Origin of the sequence: Paenibacillus tengchongensis (assembly GCF_008973665.1) — a bacterium.
Classification (GTDB): Bacteria; Bacillota; Bacilli; order Paenibacillales; family Paenibacillaceae; genus Paenibacillus_AQ; species Paenibacillus_AQ tengchongensis.
Genome location: NZ_WACP01000008.1, coordinates 277,105 through 291,050, shown reverse-complemented (window position 1 = coordinate 291,050; position 13,946 = coordinate 277,105). Strand labels below are relative to the sequence as shown.

15 protein-coding genes and 1 riboswitch are annotated in these 13,946 nt (G+C 54.9%); of the genes, 2 read left to right on the top strand and 13 right to left on the bottom strand.

The genetic code is table 11. From position 1 onward, the window contains the following. Nucleotides 1-6: 6 nt before the first annotated feature. The 6 genes from trxA to F1381_RS15500 form a co-directional block, all read right to left on the bottom strand. The gene (gene trxA, locus F1381_RS15525; protein WP_151735751.1) at nt 7-339 is read right to left on the bottom strand and encodes a thioredoxin; all 333 of its coding nucleotides are present in this window, start codon (nt 337-339) and stop codon (nt 7-9) included. A gap of 173 nt (nt 340-512) precedes the next feature. Next, nucleotides 513-905, bottom strand: coding sequence for a MerR family transcriptional regulator (locus F1381_RS15520; protein ID WP_151735750.1), 393 nt, complete (start codon nt 903-905; stop codon nt 513-515). Between the two features lie 103 nt (nt 906-1,008). Next, a complete protein-coding gene (locus F1381_RS15515) occupies nt 1,009-2,208 on the bottom strand; it encodes a Ger(x)C family spore germination protein (RefSeq protein WP_151735749.1) in 1,200 nt (399 codons plus the stop codon). Further along, nucleotides 2,205-3,293, bottom strand: a complete 1,089-nt coding sequence (locus F1381_RS15510) for a GerAB/ArcD/ProY family transporter (RefSeq protein ID WP_151735748.1) — start codon at nt 3,291-3,293, stop codon at nt 2,205-2,207. Before F1381_RS15510 ends, F1381_RS15515 begins: the two co-directional genes overlap by 4 nt. Before the next feature lie 25 nt (nt 3,294-3,318). After that, nucleotides 3,319-5,076, bottom strand: coding sequence for a spore germination protein (locus F1381_RS15505; RefSeq protein WP_151735747.1), 1,758 nt, complete (start codon nt 5,074-5,076; stop codon nt 3,319-3,321). A 173-nt stretch (nt 5,077-5,249) separates the two neighbouring features. After that, nucleotides 5,250-6,020 carry an SDR family NAD(P)-dependent oxidoreductase gene (locus F1381_RS15500; protein ID WP_246188048.1) on the bottom strand — a complete coding sequence of 257 codons (771 nt, stop codon included), beginning with the start codon at nt 6,018-6,020 and terminating at the stop codon, nt 5,250-5,252. 172 nt (nt 6,021-6,192) lie between these two features. On the opposite strand from F1381_RS15500, the gene ytxJ reads away from it, so the two are divergent. Together ytxJ and F1381_RS15490 are read left to right on the top strand one after the other, a co-directional pair. After that, nucleotides 6,193-6,519, top strand: coding sequence for a bacillithiol system redox-active protein YtxJ (gene ytxJ, locus F1381_RS15495; protein ID WP_151735746.1), 327 nt, complete (start codon nt 6,193-6,195; stop codon nt 6,517-6,519). Continuing rightward, nucleotides 6,516-6,755 carry a glutaredoxin family protein gene (locus tag F1381_RS15490; protein ID WP_151735745.1) on the top strand — a complete coding sequence of 80 codons (240 nt, stop codon included), beginning with the start codon at nt 6,516-6,518 and terminating at the stop codon, nt 6,753-6,755. The genes ytxJ and F1381_RS15490 overlap by 4 nt, the downstream gene beginning before the upstream one ends. A gap of 166 nt (nt 6,756-6,921) precedes the next feature. On the opposite strand, the gene F1381_RS15485 is transcribed toward F1381_RS15490, so the two are convergent. The 7 genes from F1381_RS15485 to F1381_RS15455 all read right to left on the bottom strand — a co-directional run bounded on the left by F1381_RS15485 (nt 6,922) and on the right by F1381_RS15455 (nt 13,929). Continuing rightward, on the bottom strand, nt 6,922-7,338 hold the full coding sequence (locus F1381_RS15485; protein WP_151735744.1) for a response regulator: 417 nt from the start codon (nt 7,336-7,338) through the stop codon (nt 6,922-6,924). A gap of 110 nt (nt 7,339-7,448) precedes the next feature. Further along, nucleotides 7,449-7,639, bottom strand: a riboswitch (cyclic di-AMP (ydaO/yuaA leader). A 519-nt stretch (nt 7,640-8,158) separates the two neighbouring features. Then, nucleotides 8,159-8,377, bottom strand: coding sequence for a hypothetical protein (locus F1381_RS15480; protein WP_151735743.1), 219 nt, complete (start codon nt 8,375-8,377; stop codon nt 8,159-8,161). Nucleotides 8,378-8,489: 112 nt separating this feature from the next. After that, on the bottom strand, nt 8,490-10,250 hold the full coding sequence (locus F1381_RS15475) for a glycoside hydrolase family 2 protein (RefSeq protein WP_151735742.1): 1,761 nt from the start codon (nt 10,248-10,250) through the stop codon (nt 8,490-8,492). Nucleotides 10,251-10,430: 180 nt separating this feature from the next. Beyond that, on the bottom strand, nt 10,431-11,363 hold the full coding sequence (locus tag F1381_RS15470) for an ArsR/SmtB family transcription factor (RefSeq protein ID WP_151735741.1): 933 nt from the start codon (nt 11,361-11,363) through the stop codon (nt 10,431-10,433). A gap of 172 nt (nt 11,364-11,535) precedes the next feature. Further along, complete coding sequence (locus F1381_RS15465) at nt 11,536-11,727, bottom strand: hypothetical protein (RefSeq protein ID WP_151735740.1); 192 nt, start codon at nt 11,725-11,727, stop codon at nt 11,536-11,538. A 14-nt stretch (nt 11,728-11,741) separates the two neighbouring features. Further along, nucleotides 11,742-13,034, bottom strand: a complete 1,293-nt coding sequence (locus F1381_RS15460) for an ABC transporter permease (protein WP_151735739.1) — start codon at nt 13,032-13,034, stop codon at nt 11,742-11,744. Then, nucleotides 13,027-13,929, bottom strand: coding sequence for an ABC transporter ATP-binding protein (locus tag F1381_RS15455; RefSeq protein WP_151735788.1), 903 nt, complete (start codon nt 13,927-13,929; stop codon nt 13,027-13,029). Before F1381_RS15455 ends, F1381_RS15460 begins: the two co-directional genes overlap by 8 nt. Nucleotides 13,930-13,946 lie beyond the last annotated feature (17 nt).

Below are 13,946 nucleotides of genomic sequence, written 5' to 3'. Positions count from 1 at the left end.
GTTAATTTATAATGCTACAGCGGCATATTTGTTCAAAACACCTTGATAGGCCGACTTTGGACGCAAGCCGACCAGCTTCTCCACCGGCTGCCCTCCGCTGTAGACCATCACCGTCGGCATACTCATAACGCCGGCCTCTGCGGCCAGCTCCGGCAGCTCGTCACAGTTCACTTTGACAATGGTCACACGGTCCCCGTACTCTTCATTTAATTCCTCCAGCACCGGCAGCAGCGTCCGGCAGGGTGGGCACCACGGGGCACCGTAGTCCACCAATACCGTTCCGCTCCTCTGCAGCAGTGTCCGCAGCATAGTCGCTTGTTCCGCATTTACTATCGCCATGATTCTCTCCTCCCTGTAATAAACCGGCCATGGGCCATACCTTTTGTACCAAGGCGGCCTGCCGGACTAAATCCTGTACACGTATGCGTCCCTCTTCGGGCCTTTATGACCCGGTTGCCGTTCCCGGCAGAAACCCGCTCCCTAGACTTGCTCTTAACCCTGTCCTACTCTTACTACTGTCCTTGGAACATTCCCTGCTCCTGTCCCTCCACTTGCCCCTGCTCCTGGCGGATGGCCTCCATCCGTTGCCGGAGATTTTCCTTAAGCTGGTTCAGCTCCTGAATCTGCCGCTCAATATGCGCCAGCTTGCTTTCATACAGCGGCATCACCTCTGCGCAGAATGCCTCTTTGTTCTTCAGCACGCAGTGCAGGAACCCGGCAATCTCTTCCGTGGTCAGGCCCAGGTTCAAATACAGCTTGATCGACTCCACCGTTTCCACGGCCAGCGGCGAATATTCACGGTAGCCGTTGGCGCGGCGTAGCGGCATAATAAGCCCTTGACGTTCATAATAGCGCAGGGACCGGACACTGACGCCGGTCACCGCTGCAAGTTCACCTATTGTCATGGCAATCTCCCCGGGGTTCATGAGAATTGGTCTGAACCCAGTATAAACCCTGACACCAGTGTCAGGGTCAAGACTTTTTGCATGGCTCCCTCAGGGGCTGCTGTTACTCGCTGCTTGTGCCGGAAGCGCCGAAATCCTCAAGCGTCAGCTTGGCCTCCACGGTAACCGGTACCGTACTGAAGACCTCGTCCCAGTGGTCCTTTACCTTTCGCCAGACCTGCGGATGCTGAATCTGCAAAGCTTTGCCGAAGCCCGCAGCATCCGCTTGCAGCCTGTCCTGCATCGCCGCCAGCGCTTTCTTCGCATTCGCCTGCACCTGCTTCTCCAAGAGCTGTTCATCCCGCTTTATGAAGTCGCTTTTCAGCGCCGAGCCGTTGGTATTAAAGGTCTCCGCATATCTTCCTGTAGATTCGATCTGGACATGAAAGGAAATTTCCCCGCCCTGGACTTGGGCTTCGATGGTGCTGTCCATGGATTTAACTTCATAGGTAATCAGCCGGCCCCCCTCTTCCTGCGCATAGGTTTTGAGCACGCCGCCCCTGCCCTTGCCGGTCAGCCAGACTACACCCCCCAATTCCATTTCATTCAGAAATCCGGTAAGTGTGCCGGTCTCCCCCTTGATCAGACCGGCACCGGCGAATTTCACCTCATTCTCTGCAGCAATCACATTCTGCACCAGGAAGCTTGTTCTTCCGTGCAGGGGGCCTACGGCTTTGGCAATGGAGAGCGGCTCCCATATCCGCAAATTGCGGTCACGGTTGGCGAACAGCCCTTCCATTACAAAGGCGGGCGTCTGTCCGGGCAGCGCATTGTTCAGCACATCCCTGGCTTCTCCCTTACTGACCAGGATCAGCACACTGGGGCGGATATCGTTGTCCCGGCTGAAGAAATCGATCAGCTCGGACATCTGCACATTGCGCGCCAGCTTCTCCCCGATAATAATCACCTTTAAATGATGTCCGATCGGCGGGCGGTTCGTGCGCAGAGCCAGCTCCCGCACCGATTCAAAGACCGAATCCCCGGATTCGGTCATGTTATAGTAACTGCGCGATGAAGCCCCTTCCTTCTTCGAGCCGACCGAGCCCTGAGGCACGATAAACTGGTAGGTGCAGGAGAGCTTGTTGCGCTTGGGATATACACCTCCGGCCCCGGCAAAGCTCTCCTCGATCTTCGTTTCCTCCGCCGCATCGAGCGCGACCGCCACCTCCATATTGACATCCTCAATCGGGGCACTGCTCCAGCACCCGGTAAGCAGCAGCGCCTGCAGCGCGGCAATGGCAGCCAGCAGAAGACACCGTCTCATGTCTTCTTCCTCCTGAAGGCGGACAGAAGCAGCAGCGGCAGCGATAAGCCTCCGAACATCAGCACCGCCCAGTCCCCGATGAAATGCCCGAAAGCAAATACTGAATTGATGCCGGGAGGACATTCCGTAAGGAGATACACCAGCGGCAGGACGGCAAACAAGCAATGATTCAGCTTCAGGTTAGACATCTGGGAGATGCCCAGAGCTGCACCGTACAGCGCGATGCAGAAGGTGGAGAAGATTTGCATCGTCCAAATAGCCAGAAGCAGCGATTCAAACCGTTCGAACAGAAGAGCAACCTCAAAGCTGCGGATCAGATCAATAAAGGGCCACGTGCGGGTTACGGTCCCCTCTACGGAGAACGCCCCGATGGTCAGTACCGCAGAAGTCACATAAAAGGGAATGGTAATGAGTGTTCCCAGCACCGCGACCCGGCCGGCCTGCTTCGGTTTATCCATAAAAGCGACCAGAAACAGCAGGGCTTCCCCCGCTGTATAACTGAGCGGCAAGACGCTCATCCCCCTGAACACCGGCGCCAGACCCTCTCCCAGCACCGGACGCAGATTGCTGATGTCGAAGATTTTCAGGCTTAACAGGCACACCCCGAAGAATATCGTCCAGGCGAGCGGCGTAATCAGCCGGCACATCCGTGACAGGGCGTTGATGCCGCCTCTGCACAAGTACAGCGCCACCCATATGAACAGTGCTGCGACAGCCCAGTTTGGAGTTCCCTCCAGCAGAAAAAACACTGTAATCTCCTGTACGGAACGCAGCTCAAAGGCTGCATAACAGAGAAAGTACAGGCAGAACAGCGTACCTGTGGCCAGGGCAAGCGGTTTGCCGATCATTTTGGGCGCAAATTGAAAAAAGGTCTCTCCGGGAAATTTCCGGCACATGCAGGCAATCAGAAATGCCGGCAGCACGGAGAGCACTCCGCCGCAGATGACGGAAATCCAGATATCGGGTGTGCCCGCCTTTTCGGCGGCCGTCCGCGGAAGCGTGAACACGCTGGCGACCAGAATATAATTGACCAGAATAAATACCGCCTGGCTTGTCGTAATCCGGTCCGGGATTTTACCGGCCATGTGTCTGCCTCCTCCTTTTGTAAAGTTACCGTTTACGGATCTTGTCCTCAGGCTGCAGCATCGTCGGCCGCCGCTTCATGAGCTGCAGCGGAATGCGGATGATAAAATCACGCAGGTCGCTCATCCGGTAGGGTGTAATCATGCTTAAATAAGGAACGCCGAAGCTCTTCAGATTAATCAGATGGCTGCTGAGCAGCAGGAAGAACAGCACAATGCCGTAGAGGCCGAACATGGCAGCAAAAAACATGGCCGCGAACCGCAACAGCCGCAGCGTAATCCCCGCACTGTACATCGGCACGGAGAAGGAAGAGATCGCCGTCAGGGCTACTACGATAACCAGAATCGGACTGACAATCCCCGCTTCCACCGCAGCCTGGCCGATAATCAGACCGCCGACGATGCCCATCGCCGGCCCGATCGGCTTGGGTAGCCGCAATCCCGCCTCACGCAGAATTTCGATCGCCACCTCCATGATGAGCGCTTCGACCAGGGTCGGAAAGGGGACGCCCTGACGGGAGCTGATGATCGAAATTGCCAGTTTGGTCGGTATAAGCCCGGGATGGAAGGAAAGAAAGGATATGTACAGTGCAGGTGCAAACAAGGATATGGTCGCGGCCACGAACCGGAGAATCCGCAGCAGCGAACCCGAGAACCAGCGGTCGTAATAATCCTCCGGCGACTGCAGCAGCATGCCGAATGTTACCGGCATGATCAGCGCAAAGGGCGTTCCATCCAGCAGGATGGCCGCTCTGCCCTCCAGCAGCGCCGCCATAACCCGGTCCGGGCGCTCCGTACTTTGAATCTGCTGAAAAGGGCTTAAATAGTTGTCCTCCAGCAGCTGTTCTATGAAGCCGGATTCCTGCACATCGTCGATATTGATCGTGCGGATTCTGCGGATGATCTCCTCGATCAATTCTTCGTTGGCAATGCCTTTGATATAAGCCAGCATCATTTCCTTCTCAATGCGGTTGCCCACGGTGTAAGAATGCATTACCATTCCCGTATGCTGGCCGTGCCGGCGGAGCAGTGCCGTATTGTCGCTCAGCGTTTCGTTGAACCCGACGCGCGGTCCGCGCAGCAGCGCCTCGGAGATCGGCTCCTCCACCGATCTGGTGTTTCCTTTGGAGGTTCCCAGAACAATCACCTCAGGCATCCCCTCGACCAGCAGCACCGCCGAGCCGAACAGCACCTTTTTCAGTGAAGCCATGATCTCATCGGTGTACTCGATTTCGGATACCTGCAGTATTCGCTGGGTGATAATCATCTTCAGTTCTTCCGGCGGCGGAACCGCAGCCTCGCCATCAAAGGCCAGCACGGCATTCATCAGGGGTTTCAAAATATTGATGTCCATCCCCTCTTTATCCGTCAGCCCGTCCACGAAAAACAAGACCGCCGGAATGCGCGGCTTGCCGATCTGCAGATACCGCACATTGACGTCGGACATATCGGAGCTGACCGCTCTGAACGAGGCGACGTCCTCCTGCAGCCGGCCGCAATAGCGCAGCGGCGGTTCCGCATCCCGTCCCCCGCCTCGTGCCCCGTTTACGCTGGGATTCTTGTTCGACGCCGCGATGCTGCTTTGAACGGCTTCTCCCGTATCCTCCGAGCTGGGCACGCCCCCGCCCTTCTGTCCTTCCCCCCGCTGGCCTCTCGTGCTGGCCTTCCCCTCCTCCGCTCTGAACCAGAGCATCATCCGCGTTAGGCCCAGCGGTACGGCGAGGATCAGCAGACTTTGCGCCAGCCTCTCCCATCCGGGCAGCCAGCCTATAATCCCGTGCCACATATGATCCGCCCCTTTCCAGTCCCGTGCCCTTAGTTTGACCGAGGCTGGGTAATTCATGCATTTCAGCCATGCCGGGCATAAAACAACCTGAAATATCCGTTCTTGTCCATCAAAAAAATCCGGCTGCAGCCTAAGCCGCAGCCGGATCTATTATTTACAATAAGGAACGCTGGTTACCAGGGCCAGATCTGACCCTCAATATCAAGAAATGCAGGTTCATCGCCGGCATATTTCTTATGCTCCTGAACGATCGACATGATCTTGTGCGCTGATACCTCCGGTGGAATCGTCGCCGCCAGGTTCTTTTCTCCGTGCATATAGGACTGCAGCCACCCTGGATGAAAGACCATGACCTGCCCGCCCATTTTCTTCAAATGGTTATGCAGCAGCGAGGATTGCATATTGAGCGCCGCCTTGGACATGCAGTAGCCGTACATATTGATCCGTTTGTTTCGCGCAATGCTGCCGGCTTCCGATGAAATGTTGACGATCAGCTTGGACTTGCCCTGAAGCAGCAGCCCAAGCAGCGCATTGCTGACCCGCAGTGCGCCGAGAGCGTTGATATTATATAGCTGCAGCATCGCCGCATCGTCCATATCTACCAGAATGGTGGCATCATCGGCATTGTGAATAATACCGGCGTTGTTGACGATGAGATCCAGGTGTCCGGTATGGCCGGCGATACTGCGGGCAGCCTCCTTGACGCTGCTGGCGTTCCCGATATCCAGCGGAATCAGGTGCAGGCGGTCCGGATACTGCTGCAGCAGCAGGCTTAATGAGTCTTCTTCCTTCATGTACTGTCCGGCAAATACCGTATACCTGTTCTCAAGAAGCCATCCGGTCAAGCTTAATCCGAGCCCCCGGTCCGCGCCGGTCACACAGGCCACTCTTATCACGGCTCTCCACATCCCCTCGGCCATATTCAGACACAGAAATCGCTGCATCCCCCTCACATTAGCATGGTCAACCTCTGAACACAATGTCCCTTGCAGGACTGTATTCACCGCGGAATTCTGCCTGAGCAGCCGGCTTTTGTTTTAATTTTGAATTATGTTACAATCAGATTTGCAAAGCATTGAACGAAGCCATCCTGATTTTAGAAAGGGGAATTCTACTATGTCCATTAAACAAATCCACAGCCTCGACGAACTTCAGCAATATGTCCAGGGTCCCGGCAAAAAGCTGCTGTTCAAGCACAGCACCACCTGCCCGATCAGCGCCAAAGCCCATGAAGAGTTCCAGGCGTATGCCCAAGGCTCCGACACGCCGGCAGCGATCGTACATGTGATCGAGGACCGGCCGGTTTCCAACCGCATTGCCGAAGACTTCGGCATCAAGCATGAATCCCCGCAAATTTTCCTGCTGGAAGACGGCGAAGTCCGCTGGAATACCTCCCACTGGAAAATCACCAGAGATGCCATCAAGGATGCGGTAAACCAATGAGCCAGGCTATCGTCTACTCCACGGCCGGCTGCGCCGACTGCAATCAGGTGAAGCAGTGGCTGTCCGGGCAGGGCATTGCTTATGAAGTCCGGGATATCATGTCGAGCGCCGTTTATCAGGAGGAAGTGGAGAAGCTCGGCTTCATGGGCATTCCCGTTACTGTCTTCGGCGGCCAGGCCGTAAAGGGCTTCGATCTGCCCCGGCTTCAGGCATTGTTTGCTTCAGTTGTTAAATAGGCCATCCTGTTAATTATTTATGCTGCATCATGCACAAAGGGCTGCCGGTTCACATTCCGGCAGCCCTTTGTGCAGCACGGAAGCCCGGGGCTGGCTGCAGATTAAATAGGTGCCGCCAAATTCCCGCATCACGCCACGGCAGATGCTATTTGCCTCCCCGCTCCCCTCAGCCCTGCATGGCCGTCCGGTCGGCAAGAAAAGATACATTGCCGCTGTAGGAGTAGATCACATGGTCCGCTCCCAGCCCTTTATAAACATGGCGCGGATTCGGCGATGTCGTAATTACGATAATCGGCCGGTCCGTCCAGGAGCGGCACATCCGCACATAGCGGCTGCATAATGCCACACTGTTCTCAAAGAGATAGACCCGGCCGATAGCGAAGTCCGGCCTGCACCAGGTATTCTCATGATGTGTATCAATCAGCAGACTTGCTTCCACGCCCAGCTCCTCAAGGCGCGCCTGCTGTGTCCGGCAGTTGGCTAACCCGGCCACCCTATAACCCCTGCATTTCAATATTCTGATGAATTGCTCCCCTGCTTTGGTCGGAGCACATACCAGTACGTATTCCTTCAGATCCGACATTGCCGCTTCTCCCCTCCGCTTCCTGCCATACTTCCTTTCTGTCCGAAAAAGCACAGCAAAAAACCACAAAGGATTCCCTCTGTGGCTCGAAATACGCGGTCACATTGCGCTCATCCTCTCTACATACGCTTACGAGGTTAGCTGCCGGATTCGGGCGGTGAGAGTCGCCCTACCCGCTTCCGGTGCAAGGATTCTCACACCGGAAGCAGGATTCACCCCATAACCGGCAGCCGCATCAAAGCCACGCCGCCGGTCGTTGGTTCCCCCGCTTTCCATTACGGAAATTAAGCGGATATCTATTCGGTTTCAGTTATAAACAGATGTATCATACTCTCGGCGGCCGAACTTGTAAACCGCCAATCTGCCTCGATAACGGGCAAAGTCCGGTAAATCGGCACCGGTTAGCGCTTACTTGCATCCCGCTCACTCATTTACGCGGCTTTTCTCGTTGTTTGGAACCAATGCACCGCGGGAGATGCCGAAGCAGATTCGCTGCGCCGTCCCGTCCGGAGGCTTCCGGGAAGCCGCTGCAAAGAATCTGTTTTCAGGCGGTGAATACTGCTATAATTTAGCTATAAATGGATGGAAGAAGGGAAGGATTTCATGAATGGTATTCAACCTATCATTGAACATCATGAAGTAGGATACTCCTTCACCATGCTTATCACCTGGACCGCACTATCTTATATAACATTTGGCAGATCCTCTTTTATTAAAAAAAAGGTTGCCTATTACAAAACGCTGAATCGGCAGACACCAATTTGATTCATCCGGTCGATACGATGCTGACTCTAGACCCGCCGGTCCAGTACCCGCCGCTTTATCGGTCGCGTGTGCGTTTCCCGCCGCTGCCTTTGGCGAAGCGCCAGGCGGCGGTACAGCAGCCCAATATGCCCAGGCCAAGAATTACCGTCTGCAGCGCGCCCAGCAGGGCAGAGCCGCCGGTCTGGATCAGGCTGCTGAGAATAATGAGCAGTATGGAGCCCAGGACCAGCCAGGGTGTTTTCGTCCATACAGGGGTTTGTTTATTGTCCTTCAATTTCACCACTCCTTAGTTCCTCTAAGGTACACTATTCCCGGCATATTCGCCAACCAGCGCACATTCAGACCAAAAAAGGCTTATCCTCACGGGACAAGCCTTCCTCAGCGAATTATGCCAGGTTTATCTCTCTGATCCGCTCCGGCGGCAGTTTCGGCTTCCGGTCCTCCGTCAGCAGCCCGTTCACCTCTTGCTGCACATCGCTGACCTGTGTGTAACAATAACCGCAGATATAAGGCGTAGCCTTGATGGCTTCCGTGATGCTCCGGAAGCGTTCAAGGAACGCTTCCTCCGATCCTACCTGCTCGCCGTAGCCCCAGCCTTCCTCCGACTTGAAGGCGATGCCGCCGAACTCGCTGATGATCATCGGCTGCCCCCGGTAGGCATAGCCCTGTGCCATGGCGTATTTCCAGTTCATATGGGAAATCTCGTTGCCGGTAATGGCATCCTTGTCGGCATACCGCTTCAGAAATGCTGAACCGTGCTGCTCATAATCATGTAAGGTAATGATATCCGATACCGTATGCTCCCAGCCGTCGTTCACGATAACCGGCCGGTACGGATCGATTGCTTTGGTCAAATGATAGATGGCTTCGGTAAACTGCTGCTGCCTGCGGTCGATGAACACACCCGGAATCCCCCAGGATTCATTGAAAGGCACCCACGTAATGATGCATGGATGATTATATTGCTGCCGCACGATGTCCAGCCACTCCCGGGTGAACCGGTCCACGGCCAGGTCATTATATTCATAGGTGGCCGCCATTTCCGACCAGACCAGCACGCCTTTGACATCACACCAGTACAGGAAGCGCGGGTCCTCGATCTTCTGATGCTTGCGCACTCCGTTATAACCCATCGCCAGGATATGATCAATGTCGGCGATAATCGCCTCCTCGGACGGCGGAGTCAGATGGCTCTCCGGCCAATAGCCCTGATCAAGAATCAGGCGCTGATAGATTGGCGTATTGTTCAGCAGCACCTTGCCCTTCTGGATGGACACCTTGCGCAGGCCGAAATAAGACTGCACCTCATCCAGAACCGTTTCCCCGTCACTGAGCGTAAATACCACCTCATAAAGCTTCGGATGCTCCGGACTCCAGGATGCCACCTTCCACTCCTGCGTATCGCTCAGCAGATCTACAGTGGCCGACAGGCTGGACCGGTCCACCAGAATTCCGGTTTCTTTAATGAAGACCCCATCCAGAGTGATTCTGGCCGTGAGGCGCAGATTTAGCCTGGATAAGTCTCCGTTCACGCAATAATCGAACCGTACGGAATGAGCGTCGAGATCAGGCGTAATTTTGACCGACTCTACATGCTGCGGATGTACAAACTCCAGCCACACACTCTGCCAGATTCCTGTGTTCTGTACATACCAGCACCCGAAGCTTTCGGCTTTCCAGCGCTGCTTGCCCCTTGGCTGGGTAGAATCGAAGCTGTCCTCCACCTTAACGACGATGCGGTTCTCTGTACCGGGCTGGTGGAGATACCGGGTAATATCCAATGAAAAGGAAGTGTAGCCTCCCTCGTGCCGTCCGGCAAATTGGCCGTTGATCCACACCTTGGCGATATAATCGACAGCCTGAAAATGCAGCAGTATCCGTTTGCCCACCTGCTCCTCCGGAACCGTGAACATCCGCTGATACCAGATATTCGGATGAAATTCCGGCTCACCGATCCCGCTCGCTGCGCATTCGTACACAAAGGGAACAATGATCTTCCGGTCCCCTTCCAGGTGGCCGTACCACTGCTCCTGTTCACCTGCATTCCTGTCATCAAAGCGGAAATCCCATTCGCCGTTTAAATTGTGCCAAGCCTCGCGGACAAACTGCGGTCTTGGATAGTCCTTCCGGTAACTTGTCAGACTCACGGGTCTCACCCAGCCTTTTCATCTTTATTTTTTTTAATTTATTACAATATTATTGAATATAACACCATAATAATAGGTCTTTACGTGCAGGCTGTCAACGGTTTCTAGCGAAAACTGATGTAATTTCATAAAAAAAGATCTTTAATTACAATAAAATTGTAATTAAAGATCTCCATTTGACTATTCCGTTACCGAATAGCAGATCTTGGCCTTGATATCCTGTCCGTGGTCTCCGAATTGCCTGCCGAACAGGTTGAGGCCGCCCTGATGCACCGCATCCGGCTTCACGCCGATCCGCACCCGGATGCTCGGGCGCAGCGCCAGCTGCAGGTCAGAGACGTTCACTTCCGAGACCGGCTCCAGATCCAGCGCCGTTCCTTGCCCGTCAATCCGCCAGGTGACAAGCTGACCGTATTGCGTTAACCCGTCCGGCCACCAGGGCGGGTTCAGCCGGCCGCGCCGGTCGCCGAAATCTCCGGGACAGGTCCAGGTCCCGGCCTCCACGCCGTTCACCCACAGCGTAATGTCCGAAGGCCAGCTGTTATTGTAGCCCGGCGCCTCGGCGCACAGCTCCATCGACAGCTCCAGCGCAGCAATATCTGCTCCAGCAGGTACCTCCAGCGGCAACAGATACTCGAGGTATCCTTCACGCAGCCAAATGATCTGCGCCCCGATATGCTTCGGATGATAGAAGCTCGCCGGTTCATCCTCCCGGATGATCATGCCGCTCTCGCTGGCGATACCGCAGGTGGGATGCACCTCGCAATCGCTGTAATGGCCGATGGGCATATCGATCTCATACAGATTCAGCCCCTGGGCCGGACTGCTGCCCGTCATATCTAAAGCAATATGGAGATCAGCCACCTTGCGGCTGCACACCTTCATCGCCCCGCGCGTAGCCGGAACCAGCTCTGTGTCAATGAGCCCCGCCGCTTCCAGCACCTTGACGTTGTTCGCCACGGTCGAGACCGGAAGCTGCAGCGCTTCGGCCATCTCCACCACATTCATCGGCTTCCCGCCGAGCAGGCGGAGCATATCCACCCGGGCACGGGTGGATAGGGCATGCGCCACTGTCACCAGCCTGTCTGCATCATGTAGTCCTAACTCCAGCATAACGCTCATTTCCTCCCGGCAACCTTGTTTAAGTACCCTCATCTTACCTGAGAAGGAGCATTTATATCAAGATTATTGGAATGAAGCCTGTTCCGCCCATTCAGCCCATGACAACAATAAACCGGCAAGCCGATGGCTCGGCTTGCCGGTCCTGACTTGCACATGATACACCTTACGTGCGATGCTTACGGGTTTTAGCAAAGAGAAAGATAGTCAGCAGGGAGCTCGCGGCTCCCATTCCGGTCAGAAAACCCTGAAAGAAATCCCTCACCCCGGAGCCGCCGTCCGGCATGCTTAAGCCTGCAACCAGCGCCAGCAGTGAACTTGCAGCGAGCATCGCCAGCGATTGTTTGCTCTTATCCATAAGAAGGCCTCCAATTAAAATTTATAGGCTTTCATGGCCTTGCGGATTTCCTTGATGCTAGGACGCTTGCCGTACATCAGGACGCCGGTGCGGTAGATTTTGGCCGCAAGCCAGGCGAAGAAGAGAATGGTAACTACCAGGATAACCAGCGACAAGGCAATCTCCCACACCTCAACCTCGCCGATGCCGATGCGCAGCAGCATGCTGAGCGGCGAAGTAAACGGAACAAAGCTGGCGATCTTAACGAGCAGCGTATCAGGTGCTGCTACGCTGAAGGTTGGAATATAATAATTCACAAAGCCGATCATCATTACAGGCATGGTCGCCTGGCCGAGTTCCTCGGTACGGCTGACAATAGAGCCGACGGCGGCATACATCAGCGCATAGAGGAAGAAGCCAAGAATGTAAAGAATGAGGCCATACACGAGAATCCCGTAGTTCATCTGGCTCAAATCAAGATCAAAGTCAGCCAGCACGCCGGCATTATGCGGCAGCAGCAGATTGGCGGCGATCGTGGCAACCAGGATACCGATCTGCATCAGCCCCACCAGGAAGACCCCGATGACTTTACCGAACATTTGCGTCAGCGGCGAAGCGCTGGTGATGAGAATCTCCATAATACGCGAGCTTTTCTCCGCTGTTACTTCAGCCGCAATCATATTGCCGGTAAGCATAATCGACAGGAAGAAGAGCATCAGCAGAACATACACAATGACGAAGTTAATCGGTGAGTCTTCTTCCTCCTGTGCGGCTGTATCTGCACCTGTGGCACTGCCGCTAAGCTGCCGGGTCTCAATGGACACTGGAGCAAACATGGCGGTTACTTCTTCCGGCGTCAGCTTGCCTTCGGCAATCAGTTGGGTGTTCACCTGCTGTAAGGCCGTCTGAAGATACATTTGTACATCTTGATCCAGTTCGCCGTCCTTGCTGTGGTAGGTCACCGGAGGGACGCCTTCGCCGCCCGCAGTGCCGAAGGTAAGGTATCCTTCGATGTCACCTTCATCCAGCCCCTTAACCAGCGCTGCATCCTCCGCGGAAGGGAATGACTCCAAAGTCACCTTGTTATCCGAACCCTCGGGTGCAGTGTAGGCCGTCAACAGCTCCGCCGCCGGGATTCCGGAATCGGCGACTACCCCGATGCGCGCAGCTTCCGCCGCTTTATCCTCGCCATTGAATTTATCGATAAAGTAAGGAATGTTCATCCCGATCGTAATCAGCAGCACGATAATGAGTGTAGTAACGGTAAAAGATTTCGTTCTGGCTTTGTTCTTAAATGTAAATCCGATAATGGTTCCCAGCTTATTCATTGGATTCACCCACCGCTCTGATAAAGATTTGGTTTAGCGTCGGTTCTTTAATCTCGAAATGCTCCACTTCGCTCTGCCCCAGGGCATGCTGCAAAATCCGCTGTGCGGCGGCAAGCTCACCGATGGACAGCACATATCCCCGTTCCGTCCGCTGTACGCTGCGTACGCCCGGAATCTGCCCGAGGCCGGACACATCGCCGGCGGTGCGCAGCAGCACCTCTTCGCGCGGGTAGCCCTTCTTGATCTCGCGCAAATCCCCTTGAACTACAGTATTTGAACGGTGCAGGATCGTAATATTGCGGCATAATTCCTCAACATGCTCCATCCGGTGGGTAGAGAACAGAATGCTGGTACCCTGATCGCGCAGCTCTTTGACTGTATCCTTCAGTAGTTCCACATTGACCGGGTCGAGTCCGCTGAACGCTTCATCCAGAATTAGGAATTTCGGTTTATGGATAACGGCGGCAACAAAGCCCATCTTCTGCTGATTCCCTTTGGACAGTTCTTCGATCCGCTTGTTGTAGTATTCCGGCACCTCGAAGCGGTCCAGCCAGTAGCGCAGGCTCTTGTCCGCATCGGCGGAGGACATCCCGCGGAGCTTCCCTAAATAGATAATCTGCTCGCTGACCTTCACTTTCGGATACAGCCCGCGTTCTTCCGGGAGATAACCCATCAGATGCTGAAGCTCGTTGCTGTAAGGCTTGCCGTTATAGAGGATTTTGCCCCCGTCCGGATAAATCAGGCCCAGCACCATGCGCATCGTCGTCGTCTTGCCGGCGCCGTTCGCGCCCAGAAGCCCGTAAATCTCGCCCGGCTCCACCTTCAGGTTGATTCCGTTTACCGCCGTCTTGTCCCCGTACTGCTTCACTACCTTTTCCAGCTTCAAAGCTTCCATCACAATTCCCCTCTCCC